Origin of the sequence: Virgisporangium aurantiacum (assembly GCF_016863635.1) — a bacterium.
GTDB lineage: Bacteria > Actinomycetota > Actinomycetes > Mycobacteriales > Micromonosporaceae > Virgisporangium > Virgisporangium aurantiacum.
Genome location: NZ_BOPG01000021.1, coordinates 24,770 through 39,973 on the forward strand (window position 1 = coordinate 24,770; position 15,204 = coordinate 39,973).

Here is a 15,204-nt window from a genome sequence, read left to right on the forward strand (position 1 = left end):
GCCCGTCCCCGTCCCAAACGGGTCGATCTTGCAGTTGTGGTGGCCCACAAAAGGGGCAAACACGGGCGAACAAGGCACCACAACTGCAAGATCGACGCCGGCGGACAGCCCTCGAATCTCGATCTTGCAGTTGTGCCCGCCCTTTCGCCGGAATTCGCCCGTTTTTCGGCGAGCACAACTGCAAGATCAGCCACGTTGGGTCCACTGTGGACCCAATACCTGAATAGCAACGCGGAAGAGGAACTGTTCAGGTGGTGCGTGTGCGTGCCCGCTTTGGTCGGATTCGATGAACGGGGAGATTCGTGTGTGCCATGACGTGGACGGACTTCCCCGCTGATGCGTCGTTGTCCTCGACACGGGTGCCGGAGCCCGCAGAAGTCGATCTTGCAGTTGTGCTGCCTGCCAAAGCTCCGTAAGCAGGGCAAGCCCGGCACCACGACTGCAAGATCGGCAACCTACTTGGAGTGCGGTCGGTTTAGCGGGCCGAGAGGAAGGAGACTGCCTCCGTGATTGCCAGGTCGGTCAGCTCGGGGTCGTGGCGGGGGCCGACGTCGCGCATGAAGGCGTGTTCGCCGCCGGCCCAGACGTGGAGTTCCGCGTCGGTCAGGCCGGCGGCGTACAGTGCCGAGATCACGGTCAGCCGGGCGTCGGCCGGCACGTGCGGGTCCTGCGAACCGAAGACGATCATCAGGCGGCCCCGGATGTCGGCGGCGCGCGCCAGCGACCCGGCGTCGGCGTCGGCGCCCAGCGCGCCGTTCTGCAGGCCGGTCGGGTAGAAGCAGACGGTCGCGGTGACGCGGGGGTCGAACGCGGCGCGGAACGCGAGGTGACCGCCGATGCAGAAGCCGATCACGCAGGACTCCTCGGCCAGCCCTTCCAGGTAACCGAGAACAGCGGAGCGGTCGGCGTCGAAGGCCGCCACCGGCGTCTGCTTGGCACCGGCCATGCCCCGGGCCTTACCGGGATCGTCGAACTCCAGGGCGACCCCGGCCAGGTCGCCGTGCGGGTAGATCTCGGGCACCACCACGACGAAGCCGGCCGCGGCGAAGCGGCGCGCGGTCCGCAGCGTCGACTCGGTGAGCTGGAAGATGTCGGTGTAGAGCAGAATCGCCTGCCGACGGGCCGGCCCGACCGGCCGGATCACGACCGACCGGATGTCGCCGTCGGCGGACGGGATGCTGACCAGATCCTCGCGCAGTTTCACGCGAAGACCCTACTAGGCGGCCGGATCCGGCGGGCGGACCTCCGTCGCCGCCACGCCCGTGCCAGCAGGATCATCAGCCCGAGTCCGATCATGGTGGCGACCCAGAGCGCCGCGATGACCACCCAGATGATCGGACGGGCCGGAAACATCTCCGACGTCGACGGCGGTCCGCCGAACCGGCTCCGATGTATCAGGTCGGCGGGGACGTCCATGGTCAGCACGCCGTCGGGCGGGTCGAGGAGCGTGCGGACGGTGCCGTCCGGACGCAGGCCGAGCAGGGTGACGTGACCGGTCTCCCACCACCCGGTGTCGTCCCACTCGGGGTCGTCCTTCTTCTTGTGGGTGCCGTCGGCCGGGGTGTGGCGCAGCAGCACCAGTTCGCCGTCGTCGGTCCAGCCCAGTGCCCGCACGGCCATGCCGGTGACGGCGGGGAACCGCCCGGCCGGCGCTGAGGGCTTTCCGGTCTCGGCGTCGAGGAACCGGATGGTCCAGGTGCGGGTGGCGAGTTGCCGCGTGTCGCACTCGCCGAGGCAGCCGCTCAGTTCGGCGACGGCGATCGCGGTTCCGTCGCGGGTGACGGCGCCGGCTCCGGCGAGGTACCCGTTCGGGCCGATGCCGGCCGTCCAGAGGACGGTTCCGGAGCGGTCCATCATCCGCAGTCCGTTGCCCACCGACACGACGAAGCGCTGACCGTCGGGCATGAACGCCGCCGCCGACGCGTGCCGGATCTCCTCGCCGGGCCGGAACTCCCCCAGCATTTCCACCTTGTCGGTGTCGAGGTCGAGCAGCGCCAGGCGCTCGACGGGCCGCTCGATGCCGGTGCGCGCGTTCTTCTTGTACGGCCCGAGTACCGACGCGAGCAGCGAGCGACCGTCGGGCGCCCACGCGACCGGTTGGCAGCAGCCGGTCTTCAGGCCGCCCGTGTAGCGCCGGCTCTTTCCGGTGGTGAGGTCGGTGACGACCAGCCCCTCGTCGGAGCCGGAGTCGAGTTCGCCTTCGAGAAGGTACGGCGAGGCGACCTTCCGGCCGTCGGGCGACAGCAGCACGTCTTCGCCGGCGGTGATGTCGTCGACGCCGCCGTAGAGCAGCGTCCGCGTCTTCCCGCTCCCGCGTCCGACCACGGCGAGCTTGCCCTCGCTGTCGAACCAGTCGGTGCCGCGCAGGCCGATCGTGTCGCCGCCGTACAGCACGGAGGCGGGACCGGGCGCGTCCATCTGCACCGTCGCCTGCCACATCCACGGCACGCCGACCGTGCGGGGAACCGCGCTCTCCGCGTCACCGAAATTTTGTGGAGCCGGCGCGGACGACCGCGGTGCGAGCGTGACGACCAGCCCGACCACCAGGCCGATGACGCTGGCGGCCGCGCCCGCACGCAGCCAGCCGGCCCGGATGCGGGCCCGCCGCCCGCGCCGCCACACGTCGGGGGTGAGTCGGGCGGCCGGCATCGACCCGCCGATCTCGACCAGCGTCTCCCGCAGCTGTCCGGTCACCGTTGCCCTCCGGTAATCAGCTCGCCCAGTTCCGGGGCCAGCGCGCGCAGCCGCGCGAGGCCGTCGCGGACCTGGCTCTTGACGGTGGAGACCGAGCAGTTGAGCACCCTGGCCGTCTCGACCTCGGTGAGATCCTCGAAATACCGCAGCACCAGCGCCGAGCGTTGGCGCGGCGCCAACCGCGCAAGGGCCTGGCGGACGACCACCGCGCGGTCCGTCGCGGCGGTGGGGTCTCCGGTCGGCGGCTCCGGTGGACGGGCCCACAGCTCGACGTTCCGCCACCGGCGCCGCCACAACGACACGTGCTGCGACAGCATCGTGCGACGCACGTACGGATCGGGATCCCCGTCGGCGGCGACCCGCTCCCAGCGCCGGGCGACCCGCTCGAACGTCACCTGGACCAGGTCCTCGGCCTGGTGCCGGTCGCCGGTCAGCAGGAACGCGAGCCGGGACCAGTGCGCCAGGCGGGCGCCCATGTAGGCGGTGAACGCCGCTTCGGGATCCATCCCCACCATCCTCTCCACCCCACTGCACGCTCGGTGGGGCGGATCCGGGTGGGTCCCGGGTCCCGGTGGTTTCAGGCGCTGAAGCGGAGGATGCGGTCGTCGCCGGTGCGGATGTCGCCGCGGCCGTCGGTGTTCGACGTGGTGACCCACAGGGAGCCGTCGGGGGCGGCGACGACCGTGCGCAGGCGCCCGATGCCGCGCAGTTGCGCCGCCGGCTGGCCGGTGCCGCCGTCGCCGGTCAGCGGGACGACCCACAGCCGCTCGCCGCCCAGGCCCGCCACGTAGAGCGTGTTGCCGATGATCCCGGCGCCGGACGGGGACGCCTCCGACGTCGCCCACACCACGAGCGGGCTGACGAACCGGCCGCCGCCGTCGCCGGTGCCCTCGACCGTTGGCCAGCCGTAGTTGCGACCCGGCTCGATGCGGTTGACCTCGTCGAAGCGGTTCTGGCCGAACTCGGTGGCGAACAACCGGCCGGCCGAGTCCCAGGCGAGGCCCTGCACGTTGCGGTGGCCGAGGCTGTAGACGGGCGAGCCGGCGGTCGGGTTGCCGGGCGCGGGCGCGCCGTCGGGCGTCAACCGCAGGATCTTGCCGTTCGGGCTGGACGCGTTCTGCGACAGTTCGCGGCGCGACGCGTCACCCGTGCCGGCGTAGAGCATCCCGTCGGGGCCGAACGCGATCCGCCCTCCATTGTGGACACCCGCCTTCGCGATGCCCGAGAAGATCACCTGCGGCGCTGCGCTCTCGCCCAGCCGGAACCGCGCGATGCGGTTGTCGCCCGACGCGGTGAAGTAGATGTACACGTAACGGTCCTGCGCGAACGCCGGCGACACCGCGAGCCCGAGCAGGCCGCCCTCGCCCTGCGCCGCCACGCCGGGCACCCGGTACACCTCGCGCGGGGCACCGCCGGTGGCCGCGATCTGCAGGACGCGTCCGGTGTTCCGTTCGTTCACGAGCGCGTCGCCGTCGGGGAGAAAGGCAAGGCCCCAGGGGACGCGGATGCCGGTGGCCACCTCGCGCGGCGCCGCCAGGTCGGGGGCGGCGGCGGCCGGGCCAGAACTGCTCGGCGAACCCGACGCGGCGGGTGCCGGCGCGGCCGGAGCCGGCGTGGAAGGCTTCTCGTCGGTGCACGCGGACAGGAGTGCGCAGCCCAGGGCCGCAACCGCTGCGATGAGGCTCGACCGGCGACGCATGCGTCATGCTTACCCCGCCGCTGCCGGGGCGACCACTTGGTCCGATTAATCCGCAGAAAGCGGGCCAAACTCATATTATGGACCCGTGCTACTGAGCAACGACTCATACCTCCAGGCGGCAGAGGGCTTCCTGTTCGCTTCGCGTGACGAGATCGACCAGCTCGACCTGCGACTGGACGACTCTCTCAAGATCGCCGAGGTGTTCGCGCTGGTGAGCATCGCCCGTTCACTGTCACGCCTGGCTCCCCCGCCCCTCGGACCGGTCCCCAACGATCCCGGCCACCAGCACGAGTCCCTGGAGAACCGCGCCCTGAACATCACCCCCGGCCACCCCATGCATTGATCTTGCAGTTGTGCCCGCTCGACAACGGGGCAAACGACCCCGTAAGGGCGAGCACAACTGCAAGATCGTCGGGAGGGGTCAGACGAGGATGATGCGGCGGCCGGTCACCGTGTAACGGCAGCGGGCGAACGACGCGGCCATCGGGGCGTTGCCGACGTCGGTGGAGTCCTGCATGCGGTCCTCCCCCGCCGCGGTGATGACGTGCAGCGTCTCCGCCACCAGGTCGTCGGAGTAGCGGTGGCCCCGGTGCTCGGGCACCACCCCGACGTACCAGAGCGTCGGCGCCGGCACCTTGACCGGCATCATGAAGCCGACGACCGCACCGGCGGGCGTGTACGCGAGCCGCCACCAGTCGCGGTTGCCGTCGGGCAGCCCGTCGGCATCGGCGATCATCCGCTCCACGGCGGGCCGTGGCCCCCAGCGCTCGACGTCGCGGCGCACGTGCGCGTCGAGCGTGTTCTCGTTGACCCGCATCATGACGTCGACGAGCTCGTCGTAGCGGTCGGCCGCCGGTTCGAAGCGGAGCCGGGTCGGCCGCGGCGGCAGCCCGTCGTCGACGGTCCAGCGCAGGTTCAGCCGCTCGACGAAACGGACCAGCCCGAACCGCTCGGCCGCGGCGATGCGGGCGGCAGCGTCGCTACGGGCGTCGGCGCGTTCGTGCCAGTCGGGCGGCAGGAACAGGTGGTAGTCGGGGCGGCCGCCCTCCGGATGCGGCGGCACCGAGTAGTCGGGCGGCACCAGCGCCGCGTAGGCGGCCCGCATGAGTTCGGCGCCCACCTCGACGTCGGCGAAGTCGAAGTAGTCGGCACTCCAGGGCAGCTGACCGCCCTCGGGTGCCCAGAACGCCAGGCGCGCGACGAACTCGCCGTCGCGCTCGGCCACCCAGAGCCGGTGGGGCAGGTAGTCGCCGTCGGCGACGTACTCCTCGAACCGCTTGGTGCGGGCACCCACACCGCTGGCGGCCGCGGGGAACGCGGCGAACCGTGGGTACTCGCCGGCATCGGCGAGGGGTCGGTAGATCGTGTGGGACAACGCAACTCCTGTGGAGTCAGTGCGCTCCCTCTTCGTGAAGGGAGAGCGACGTTTGACGGGCGAACATCGAACTCACCTCCTTCCGGCATCCGGGCCGGATCACCGGCCGCGGATACTCTAACGGTTCCGGTAGGCCTCGCGTAAAACGGGTTTCCGCACCTTCAGCGCCGCGTTGCGCGGCAGCTGGTCGACCAGCATCACGTCCGTCGGCTTTTTATAGGACGCGATGCGCTCCCGCGCCCAGTTCGCCACCGCCTCGACGGTGATCTCGGCACCGGGTGCCGCCACGATCGCCGCCACCACGGTCTCGCCCCAGCGTTCGCTCGGTGCCCCGAACACGGCGACGTCGGCCACACCGGGCATCGCGGCCAGCGCCCGCTCGACCTCCGCCGGGTACACGTTCATCCCGCCGGTGACCACCATGTCCTTGAGCCGGTCGGTGATGTAGACGTAGCCGGCGGCGTCGACCCGGCCCACGTCGCCGGTGTGCAGCCAGCCGTCGCGCAGCACGTCGGCCGTCTCCTGTGGACGGTCGTGGTAGCCGGCGAACAGCGTCTCGGAGTTCACCAGCAGTTCACCCGTCTCGCCGGCCGGGAGGTCCTCGCCCGCCGGCGAGACGACCCGCACGGTCGCGATGTGCACCGGACGTCCGGTGGAGGCGTAGACGTCGTCGGCCGCGCAGTCCGGTCCCCAGTCACCGGGCACCGTCGCGGTGACGGGCGCGCCCGTCTCGGTCATCCCCCACGTCTCCACGAACCGGTCACCGACCGCATCCACGAGATCGGCCATCACCTCGGGACGCATTGCCGACGCGGAGTGCAGCACACCCGTGAGCGTGCGCAGCACCTCGGGCCGGCGGCGCACCTCGGCGGTGAACGCCGGCGCCAGCGGGCTCGGCACGTACGTGAACTGCGACCGCTCCGCGACCATCCGGTCGATCCACTCGTCGGCGGGCAGCCCGGCCAGGAACGACAGTTCGCCGCCGAGGAACAGGTGCGGCAGCATGACGCCCCAGATGCCGGCCACGAACGAAAACGTTCCGGTGAACGCGCACCGGCTGCCGACCCGCAGTCCATAGTGGACGGGCATGTGCCGGATGATCCGGGCGAGGTTGGCGTGCGTCATCACCACGCCCTTCGGCGTGCCGGTGGTGCCGCTGGTGTACCCGATGATCGCGGGCCGGTCGCCGCCGACGTCCACCGCCGGTAGCGGCGCGTGCCGCGCCAGCAGGTCGGCGAAACCGTTGTCCACCAACAGATCCGGGTCGCCCGTGGACCCGACGAACAGCGACACCCGCGCGTCGTCGAGAACCGCGGCCACCTCGGGCGGCCGCAGCCGGTCGTTGACGTGCACGGCGGTGAACCCGCCGAGGAGGCAGCCGAGGTAGCACTCCAGCGCCTCGACCCGGTTGTCGAACATGAGCGCCACGCGGTCGCCCGGGCGCACCCCCCGCGCGGCGAGCAGGCCCGCGAACCGGGCCGCGTGGTCGAACAGGTCGGCGTAGGTGCGCGTCACCGAACCGTGGCGCACGGCCGTCCGGTGCGGGATCCGCGCCGCGATGCGGGAGAGCATCAGGCCGGGCGTCATCGGAGGGTCGCGGCCGCGTGCAGGGTGGCGCTTCCGGCGGGGTCGTCCACAGTGGACGCGGGGACGAGCACCACGTCGTCGATCCCCTGCGACCGGTACTCCGCGATGCGTTTGGCCGCCGCCTCCTCGTCCCCGAGGACCCCGACCGTGGCGACGAGGTCCCCGGGGACGGCCGCGAGCAATTCGCGGGGATGAGGCCTGGTGCGGGCGAACTCGACGACGTCGCCGAACCCGGCCCGCGTGAACATGTCGGCGTACCCGGGTGCGCCGAGGTACCCGACCATCCCGCGGCGCAGTTGCTCCACGGCGGCCGGGGTGAAGCCGGCGCCGATCGCGGCGGGCGTCCACACCGCGACGCGCGGCCGTGGGCGGCCGGCGGAATCCGCCGCGGCGGACATCCGGCGCACGAGATCGCCGGCGGTGGCCGGATCGATCAGGTTGAGCACCATCCGGTCGGCGTGCCGCGCGGCCGTGGCCACCGCGTGCGGCCCGAACGCCGCCACGATCAGTTCCCCACCGGGCGCGTCGAGCCGCAGCCGGTAGCCGCGCGTGCTGACGACCTCGCCGGGCAGGTCGGCCTTCGCGCCGTCGAGGAGCAGCCGCACCGCGCGCGCCGACTCGTCGAGGGCCCGCGCGGCGCGCGCCCGCGACCGCCCGTGCCACTGCTCGACCACCACCGGACTCGACGTGCCGAGCGCGACCCCGACCGGCCGGCCGGTCAACGAGGCGACCGACGCGGCACCCATCGCGATCATCACCGGATCGCGGACGGTCACGGCGAACGGCCCCAGCACCAGCCGGGTCGACGGCAGCAGCGGCCCGACGGCGGTGGCGAGCGCGAACGCGTCGTACGTCGCCATCTCGCCGATCCACAGGGCGTCGAAACCGAGCTCGCCGACCAGCCGGGCGGTGGCGAGCGCCTCGGCCGCCGGCCGGTCCTGCCACAGGCCCAGCGATACCTCGACGGTCATGAGTGCGAGAAGTCCGCCGGGAGACCCATGCCGCGCATGAGCGTGGCGCGGTCGTAGTACTCCAGCCACTCGGTGACGTGCCCGTCCTCGATCCGCAGGATCCCGACGACCGGCACCTCCCCGTGGTGACCGTTGACGTCGAAGTCGTCGACCCGCTCCACGAACACCCGGTGGTCGATGACGCCCAACGCCTTGATGCGCAACTCGATCCGCTCCAGGCCCTGCGTCAGGGCGCGGATCCGGGTGTCGATCGCGGCCCGACCCACGATCGGGTCCTGCATGACGCTGTGCAGCACGCCGCTCTCGGCGAACAGGTCGGCGACGCGGTCCCAGTCCTCCCGGTTCCACGCGTCGAACATGTCCCGCGCGACCGCGAGCCGTTCCTCGTCCGTCATGAAGCCTCCTTGGCGATCTCGTCGCGGAGTTCCCGCTTCAGGATCTTGCCGACCGGGTTGCGCGGCAACGCGGCGCGCACCCGCAGGTACTCCGGCAGCTTGTACGACGCGATCCGCTTGTCGCGCAGGAAGCCGACCAGGTCGGCCAGCTCGACGGTGGCGCCCTCGCGGGGGACGACCACCGCGCACACCTTCTCGCCCAGCACGTCGTCGGGGTACCCGACGATCGCGACGTCGGCCACCGACGGGTGCCCGGCGATGAGCCCCTCCAGTTCCGCCGGCGCGATGTTCATGCCGCCCCGGATCACGAGATCCTTGGCCCGGTCGACGTACTCGAGGAACTGGTCGTCCTCCCCCGCGATGACGAACACGTCGCCCGTGCGCAGGTACCCCTGCTCGTCGAACGGGCTCGGGAGGCTCTCGCCGTGCAGGTAGCCGGCGAACACCGTGGGGCCCTTGATGCGCAGTTCCCCCGGCACTCCGGGCGACGTCACCTCATCGCCCGACACCGGGTCGACGAGGCGCACGCTCGTCCACTCCGCGATGCGCGACGACCACGTGTGGCCCGGGGTGCCGTAGCGCGGGAAGTAGCGGGCGCGCTGCGCGGGATCGGGGACGTCGTGCGGGTCGGTGAGCAGCGCGATGCCCTCGTTCGACCCGAAGAAGTTGATGATGCCGATGCCGCGGTCCTGCCAGCCGCGCACCATCGGCGGCTGCAGCGGCACCGAACCAGAGCCGATCTGCTTGAGCGTGGAGATGTCGGCGGCGCTCAGCATCTCCGGGCGGTGCAGCAGCAGCGTCAGCAGCGCGGGCGGGGCGACCGTGTAGGTGACGCCCTCCGCACCGATCTGCCCGAGGAACGTGGGCAGATCGAACGGGTGGTGCTGCACCAGCACGCAGCCGACCCGCAGCCACGGCAGGAACATCCCGTTGATGCCGGCCATGTTCACCATCGGGAACGGGTTCAGCAGCACGTCGGCTTCGGTCAACCGGGGCGCGTCGACGGTGCCCCAGCAGATCGCGAGCCAGTCGTAGTGGCACCGCGGCACGCCCTTCGGGGTGCTCTCGGTGCCGGACGTCCAGCAGATGGTCACGCAGTCGTTGGGGTCGGCGACGTGCGGGTCCACTGTGGACGTCGCCGACGCCATCAGCTCGTCGGCGGACAGCACGCCCGGCGGAACCTCCGGGCCGTGCGCGAGCACGGCCCGGAGCGACGGGATCGAGGACGCGTACCCGGCGACCTCCGCCGCCGCGGCCCGGTCGCCGATCCGGGTCGAGGTCAGGAACAGGGACGCCGACGCGAGCCCGGCCAGTTCCACGATCTCGTGCTCGCGGAACTGCACCGGGAACGGCGTGACGATCAGCCCGATCCGCCACGCGGCCAGGTACGCCGTCACGAGTTCGACCGTGTTCGGCAGTTGCACCGCCAGGACGTCACCGGGTGTGGCGCCCCGGTCGAGCAGGACCGCGGCGAGCCGGTCGACCTCGGCGTCGAGCTCGCGCCAGGTGAGCCGCCGCGGCTCGGTGCCGACGAGCGCCACCTTGTTCGCCGGGTCGACGACCGCGAGACGGTCGGGCTGCCGGGCCACCTGTGCCCGGAAAAGAGGATCCATGGTGTCCTGCGACCACCAACCGCGCGCGGTGTAGTCCGCGACGCGCTCCGGCGGGTGCAGCTGTCGCCTCGGCATGCCCGACCCTCCCACTACTTTGTCAGGTATTTACCGGAGATGTCGATGACATCACCCGACGGCTTGAACTGCTGCTCGGCGGCGTTCCACTGGAACGTGCGGAACGCGAGGATGCCCAGCGGCGCGTTCGGTGCCATCCTCCACTTGATCCCGTCGATGAACATCGGCGGTTGGTACTCCTGCACCCGGGCCGCTTCCAGGATTCCCGCGTGGCTCAGACCGGAGGAGGATGCGGCGGCCTTCTTGAACACGTCGATCATCATGTCGCCGATCACCCAGCCGTTCACCGTGTAGCTGTTGGTGGGCGCGGGGTTGTTGAGCTTCTTGAGCTTGGCGAGGTAATCCTGCACCGCCGCGTCGTTGGCGTACAACGGGCTGGCCGGGTTCTTCAGCCACACCGGCACCAGCTGGCCGTCGGCGGCGGCACCGGCCGGCGCGTACAGCGTCTTGCCGTCGACGCAGTTCGACGGCTGGATGAACGTCTCGGGCTTCCACCCGGTGCGGCCGATCGCGGTCGACAGGGCCGGGCAGTCGCTGGTGACGGCCGCGTTGATGACCACCTGCGCGCCGCTGGCCGACAGGGTCGTGGCGGCCGCGGCCGGATCGGCGAGCGACGCCTCCTTCACGATCGTGAAGTTGGTGCCCTGCAACGCCTTCTTGTAGCCGTCGGCGAGGCCCTTGCCGCTCTCGGTCTGGTTGATCGCGAGCGCCACCTTGGCACCGTTCGGGTACTTCTGCTTCAGCAGTTCGACACCGAACGCGCCCTCGACGTCGGCCGACGGGAGGTACTGCGTCGTCCACGGGAAGTTCTTCACGTCGCGGAACGTCGGGACGCCCGACTGGGCGAACAGCAGCGGGACGCACGCGGCGTTCTGGTCGTCGGCCACGGCGTCGAGCTGGCCGGAGCCGAACACGTCGAGCACGTCGACCTTGTCGCTCTGGATGAGCTGACCGATGTTCGCTTTTGCCTTCGCCGGGTCGAACGCGTCGTCGCGCGTCACCACGTCGAGCTTGACGCCGCTGACGCCGCCGGCCTCGTTCTCGATCGCGAACCGGTCCTTCATGCCCTGCAGCACCGCGCCGACGGCGCCGGCGAGCGGGCCGGAGAGGGCGGCGCTCCAGCCGACCTTCAGCGTGCCGCTGATCTTCTTCGTGGCGGCGTCGGGATCGTCGCAGTCGTCGACGGGCGCCTTCCAGGCGCCGGCCGAGGTCGCGCCGGTGTCGCCGTCGCTGTCGTCGTCGTTGGAGTTCGAGTTGCAGGCCGAGAGGACGGACGCGGTGGCGAGCACCACCGCTAAATATGAGAGTGAGCGCTTCATGTTGCTTCTCCTCGTGAGGAAACAGCGGCGGGAGCGGCGGGTGGTGGCCGCAGTGTCGCGACGCGGCCGACGAGGCGGCTGATCCCGCCGACGAGTCCGTCGGGCATCAGGAAGATGATCAGGATCAGGGCCAGCCCGAAGAGGACGCCCGAGAGCTGCCCCTGGCTGACGTTGGATGGGTTGAGGTTGGCGGTGAAGTACGGGATGTACACCACCGCGAAGGCGCCGATGATGGGTCCGATCCGGGTCGCGGCGCCGCCGATGACCAGCCCGGTGATGAACTCGATGGACTTGAGCAGGGTGAAGGAGCCGTCCGGGGAGAGGGCGGCGAGGTACATGGCGAACAGGCAGCCGGCGAGCCCGGTGACGGCTCCCGACAGTCCGAACACGGAGGTCTTCACGGCGGCGACGCGGATGCCCGACGCGGCCGCGGCGATCTCGTTGTCGCGGGTGGCGATCATCGCGAGCCCGGCGCGGCTGCGCACCAGGTTGTGCACGAGAAGCACCACGATCACGAGCACCACGACCGAGAGCCAGAACATCCAGACGTCGCGCTGGCCCGGCCGCAGCCCGGTCCATTCCGGCGGGTTGAGCAACCGGCGGCGGATCACCAGGCCGCGGGCGCCGCCGGTCAGGTCCTCGAAGCGGCGGACCAGTTCCGGGAACGCGACGCCGACCGCGAGCGTCACCAACGCGAGGTACAGCCCGCGGATCCGCAGCGCCGGCAGCCCGATGACGAACCCGACGACGAAGCACAGCACCAGCGCCGGGCCCACCGTGTAGAGCGGGTCCCAGCCGTACTTCATGACGAGCACGCCGGTGGTGTAGGCGCCGAGCCCGAAGAACGCGCTGTGCCCGATCGAGAGCAGGCCGGTGTACCCGGTGGCGAGGTTCAGCCCGGTGATCGCGATGGCGTAGATGAACACGTTGGTGAGCTGGTTGACCCGGAACGGTGCCAGCCCCGACATCCACAGCAGCACCAGCGCGATCGCCACCCCGGTCGCGACGACGAGCGCGCGGTGCGTCCAGGTTCCGCGTTGAATCTCCACCGCTTTCTTCACACGCGCTCCAGCTGACGGGTGCCGAACAGACCGTTGGGGCGCAACACGAGCACGGCCACGATGATGGTCAGGGCCGCCGTCTGCGGGAGGGTGTCGCCGATGAAGCCGACGTAGCCCATGATGAGCTGCTGCGCGACGCCCAGCGCCAGCCCGGCGACCACCGCGCCGAGCGGGCTGTCGAGCCCGCCGAACAGCGCCGCCGCCGAGGCGTAGATGAGGATCGGGAACATCGTCTGCAGGCCGAGCTGGGTCGGCGCGAGCGGGGTCACGAGCACGCCGGCCACCGCGCCGATCGCGCCCGACACGCCCCAGCCGAACATCAGCACGCGGCCGGTCTTCACGCCCGACAGCGCCGCCGACTCGGCGTTGCTGGCCACCGCGCGCATGTGCAGGCCGAGCTTCGTCCGGTTGAAGAGCAGGAACATCAGGGCGACGACGACGAGCACCAGCAGCCACACGCCGAGCCCGTCGTAGTACAGCCGGGCACCGCCGATGCTCACGTAGTCGTCGAGCCCGTTCGGGAAGATGCTCGGCATCACCTTCGTCTCGGAGTTCCAGATCAGCCCGCACAAGGCATTCAGCGCGGTGAACAACCCGAGACAGACGATGAGCACGGCCATGTCGTTGCGCCGCCGGACGGGGCGGATCAGCAGCCGCTCGACGCCGGCGCCGACCACGAGCCCGGCCGCGGCGGCGGCGATCAGGCCGACCCAGATCGGCGTGCCGAGCGTCGTCAGCCACCACGCGAGGTACGTGGTGAACAGCGCCAGCTCGCCCTGCGCGAAGTTGATGGTGCCGGACCCGCGGAACACGATGACGAGCGCGAGCGCCATCACCGCGTAGACACACCCGTTGGTGACCCCGTCGAAGATCCGGTCGAGCAGCAGCGACACGTCGGTCCTCCCGTGCCTAGTAACCGAGGTAGGCGCGGCGGACCGCGTCGTTGTCGCGGAACTCGTCGGCCGCACCGGAGCTCGCGACGCGGCCGACCTCCAGGAGGTAGACGCGGCTCGCCAGCGCCAGCGCCAGTTCGGCGTTCTGCTCGACGAGCAGCAGCGCGGTGCCCGACTCCCGGTTGATGCGACCGAGCACGGCGAACAGGTCGGCGACCACGATCGGTGCGAGACCGAGGCTGATCTCGTCGCACAGCAGCAGTTTCGGGCGGCTCATCAACGCGCGGGCGACCGCGAGCATCTGCTGTTCGCCGCCGGACAGCGTGCCGGCCACCTGCCCCTCCCGTTGGTGCAGCACGGGAAAGACCTCGAACCAGTGCTCGATGTCCTGCTTGATGCCGGCGGTGTCGCGGCGCACGGCCGCGCCGATGCGCAGGTTCTCCAGCACGGTGAGCGCGGCGAACGTCCCCCGTCCTTGCGGCACAAGGCTGACGCCGGCCGCGACGACCTTCTCGGGACGCGGCCGCCCACCCGCCTCGGCGCCACCGATCCGGATGCTGCCGGTGCTCGGGATCAGGCCGGAGATGGCGCGCATGAGGGTGGTCTTGCCGGCGCCGTTCGCGCCGAGGACGACGACGACCTCACCCTCGTCGACGTGCAGGTCTATGCCGTGCAGGACGCGGGCCTGGCCGTAGCCGGCCATCAGCCGCTCGACGGACAGCAGCGTGCTCATGCGGCTTTTCCTAGATAGGCGGTCGCGACGGCGTCGTCCTGCTGGACGTCGGCGGGCGGACCGTCGGCGATCTTCCGGCCGGAATCCATTGCCACGACGTGGTCGCAGATGCCCATCACCAGTCCCATGTGGTGCTCGACGAGCAGCGCCGACAGGTTGTATTCGGTGCGGACGCGGCGGATCAGCTCGCCCAGGTCGTGCACCTCGGCGTGGGTCAGGCCGCCCGCGGGCTCGTCGAGGAGCAGCAGTCGCGGCTTCGCCGCCAGCGCCCGCGCCAGTTCCACGCGTTTGAGCGTCCCGAACGGCAGTCCCTGCGCCGGGCGGTGCGCGACGTCGGCGAGGTCGAGGGCGACGAGGATGTCCCACGCCTCGCCGCGCAGTGTCCTGTGGTTGCGGCGGGTGGTGGGCCAGCCGACGAGCGCGCTCGCTAGGCCGGCCTGCTTGCGGGTGTGCGTGCCGGCGACGGTGTTCTCGAGCACCGTCAGCGAGGGGAACAGCGCCAGGTTCTGGAACGTGCGGGCGATGCCGTGCCGGATGATGCGGTACCGCGGCACGCGGAGCAGATCGGTGTCACCGAACCGGATCGCGCCCGACGTGGGTTGGTAGATGCGCGTGATGCAGTTGAACAGCGTCGTCTTGCCGGCGCCGTTCGGACCGATGAGGCCGCAGATCTCGCCCGGAGCGACCGTGAACGAGATGCCGTCGAGGGCGCGGACCCCGCCGAACCGGATGTGAACATCCTCGACGGTCAAAGACATCCGGCGCCTCCACTCCGACTTCTCATACTTC

Annotated in this window: 15 protein-coding genes; 1 reads left to right on the forward strand and 14 read right to left on the reverse strand. The window is 70.9% G+C overall.

Features of this window, described 5'->3' with window-relative positions; genetic code table 11:
• Positions 1-475 precede the first annotated feature (475 nt).
• From Vau01_RS15740 to Vau01_RS15755, 4 genes are all read right to left on the reverse strand, one after another.
• On the reverse strand, positions 476-1,204 hold the full coding sequence (locus tag Vau01_RS15740) for a dienelactone hydrolase family protein (protein WP_203992771.1): 729 nt from the start codon (positions 1,202-1,204) through the stop codon (positions 476-478).
• Positions 1,201-2,694, reverse strand: a complete 1,494-nt coding sequence (locus Vau01_RS15745) for a WD40 repeat domain-containing protein (RefSeq protein ID WP_203992774.1) — start codon at positions 2,692-2,694, stop codon at positions 1,201-1,203. The genes Vau01_RS15740 and Vau01_RS15745 overlap by 4 nt, the downstream gene beginning before the upstream one ends.
• Positions 2,691-3,200, reverse strand: a complete 510-nt coding sequence (locus Vau01_RS15750; RefSeq protein ID WP_203992777.1) for a SigE family RNA polymerase sigma factor — start codon at positions 3,198-3,200, stop codon at positions 2,691-2,693. The genes Vau01_RS15745 and Vau01_RS15750 overlap by 4 nt, the downstream gene beginning before the upstream one ends.
• Before the next feature lie 71 nt (positions 3,201-3,271).
• A complete protein-coding gene (locus tag Vau01_RS15755) occupies positions 3,272-4,393 on the reverse strand; it encodes a PQQ-dependent sugar dehydrogenase (protein WP_203992780.1) in 1,122 nt (373 codons plus the stop codon).
• A gap of 85 nt (positions 4,394-4,478) precedes the next feature.
• Between Vau01_RS15755 and Vau01_RS15760 the strand changes: the two genes are divergently transcribed.
• A complete protein-coding gene (locus Vau01_RS15760) occupies positions 4,479-4,736 on the forward strand; it encodes a hypothetical protein (RefSeq protein WP_203992783.1) in 258 nt (85 codons plus the stop codon).
• A 78-nt stretch (positions 4,737-4,814) separates the two neighbouring features.
• Here Vau01_RS15760 and Vau01_RS15765 read toward each other — a convergent pair whose 3' ends face one another.
• The 10 genes from Vau01_RS15765 to Vau01_RS15810 form a co-directional block, all read right to left on the reverse strand.
• Positions 4,815-5,768, reverse strand: coding sequence for a hypothetical protein (locus tag Vau01_RS15765; protein WP_203992785.1), 954 nt, complete (start codon positions 5,766-5,768; stop codon positions 4,815-4,817).
• A 117-nt stretch (positions 5,769-5,885) separates the two neighbouring features.
• Complete coding sequence (locus Vau01_RS15770) at positions 5,886-7,355, reverse strand: class I adenylate-forming enzyme family protein (RefSeq protein WP_203992787.1); 1,470 nt, start codon at positions 7,353-7,355, stop codon at positions 5,886-5,888.
• Positions 7,352-8,326: an LLM class F420-dependent oxidoreductase gene (locus tag Vau01_RS15775; RefSeq protein WP_203992789.1), complete on the reverse strand. Its 975-nt coding sequence runs from the start codon at positions 8,324-8,326 to the stop codon at positions 7,352-7,354. Before Vau01_RS15775 ends, Vau01_RS15770 begins: the two co-directional genes overlap by 4 nt.
• On the reverse strand, positions 8,323-8,721 hold the full coding sequence (locus Vau01_RS15780) for a nuclear transport factor 2 family protein (RefSeq protein ID WP_203992791.1): 399 nt from the start codon (positions 8,719-8,721) through the stop codon (positions 8,323-8,325). Before Vau01_RS15780 ends, Vau01_RS15775 begins: the two co-directional genes overlap by 4 nt.
• The gene (locus Vau01_RS15785) at positions 8,718-10,409 is read right to left on the reverse strand and encodes a class I adenylate-forming enzyme family protein (protein WP_203992793.1); all 1,692 of its coding nucleotides are present in this window, start codon (positions 10,407-10,409) and stop codon (positions 8,718-8,720) included. Before Vau01_RS15785 ends, Vau01_RS15780 begins: the two co-directional genes overlap by 4 nt.
• A 14-nt stretch (positions 10,410-10,423) precedes the next feature.
• Positions 10,424-11,728 carry an ABC transporter substrate-binding protein gene (locus tag Vau01_RS15790; protein WP_203992795.1) on the reverse strand — a complete coding sequence of 435 codons (1,305 nt, stop codon included), beginning with the start codon at positions 11,726-11,728 and terminating at the stop codon, positions 10,424-10,426.
• Positions 11,725-12,777, reverse strand: coding sequence for a branched-chain amino acid ABC transporter permease (locus tag Vau01_RS15795; protein ID WP_203992798.1), 1,053 nt, complete (start codon positions 12,775-12,777; stop codon positions 11,725-11,727). The genes Vau01_RS15790 and Vau01_RS15795 overlap by 4 nt, the downstream gene beginning before the upstream one ends.
• 8 nt (positions 12,778-12,785) lie before the next feature.
• Complete coding sequence (locus tag Vau01_RS15800; RefSeq protein ID WP_203992800.1) at positions 12,786-13,682, reverse strand: branched-chain amino acid ABC transporter permease; 897 nt, start codon at positions 13,680-13,682, stop codon at positions 12,786-12,788.
• Positions 13,683-13,698: 16 nt separating this feature from the next.
• On the reverse strand, positions 13,699-14,415 hold the full coding sequence (locus Vau01_RS15805) for an ABC transporter ATP-binding protein (protein WP_203992803.1): 717 nt from the start codon (positions 14,413-14,415) through the stop codon (positions 13,699-13,701).
• Positions 14,412-15,173 (reverse strand): ABC transporter ATP-binding protein, encoded by a 762-nt coding sequence (locus Vau01_RS15810; protein WP_203992806.1) that lies wholly within the window; start codon positions 15,171-15,173, stop codon positions 14,412-14,414. Before Vau01_RS15810 ends, Vau01_RS15805 begins: the two co-directional genes overlap by 4 nt.
• Between the last annotated feature and the right edge of the window lie 31 nt (positions 15,174-15,204).

Excerpts from the sequence above, each read along its gene's own strand:
- Vau01_RS15750 (WP_203992777.1), bottom strand. The coding sequence starts at position 3,200 with ATGGATCCCGAAGCGGCGTTCACCGCCTACATGGGCGCCCGCCTGGCG.
- Vau01_RS15755 (WP_203992780.1), bottom strand. The coding sequence starts at position 4,393 with ATGCGTCGCCGGTCGAGCCTCATCGCAGCGGTTGCGGCCCTGGGCTGC.
- Vau01_RS15770 (WP_203992787.1), bottom strand. The coding sequence starts at position 7,355 with ATGACGCCCGGCCTGATGCTCTCCCGCATCGCGGCGCGGATCCCGCAC.
- Vau01_RS15775 (WP_203992789.1), bottom strand. The coding sequence starts at position 8,326 with ATGACCGTCGAGGTATCGCTGGGCCTGTGGCAGGACCGGCCGGCGGCC.
- Vau01_RS15780 (WP_203992791.1), bottom strand. The coding sequence starts at position 8,721 with ATGACGGACGAGGAACGGCTCGCGGTCGCGCGGGACATGTTCGACGCG.
- Vau01_RS15785 (WP_203992793.1), bottom strand. The coding sequence starts at position 10,409 with ATGCCGAGGCGACAGCTGCACCCGCCGGAGCGCGTCGCGGACTACACC.
- Vau01_RS15790 (WP_203992795.1), bottom strand. The coding sequence starts at position 11,728 with ATGAAGCGCTCACTCTCATATTTAGCGGTGGTGCTCGCCACCGCGTCC.
- Vau01_RS15805 (WP_203992803.1), bottom strand. The coding sequence starts at position 14,415 with ATGAGCACGCTGCTGTCCGTCGAGCGGCTGATGGCCGGCTACGGCCAG.
- Vau01_RS15810 (WP_203992806.1), bottom strand. The coding sequence starts at position 15,173 with ATGTCTTTGACCGTCGAGGATGTTCACATCCGGTTCGGCGGGGTCCGC.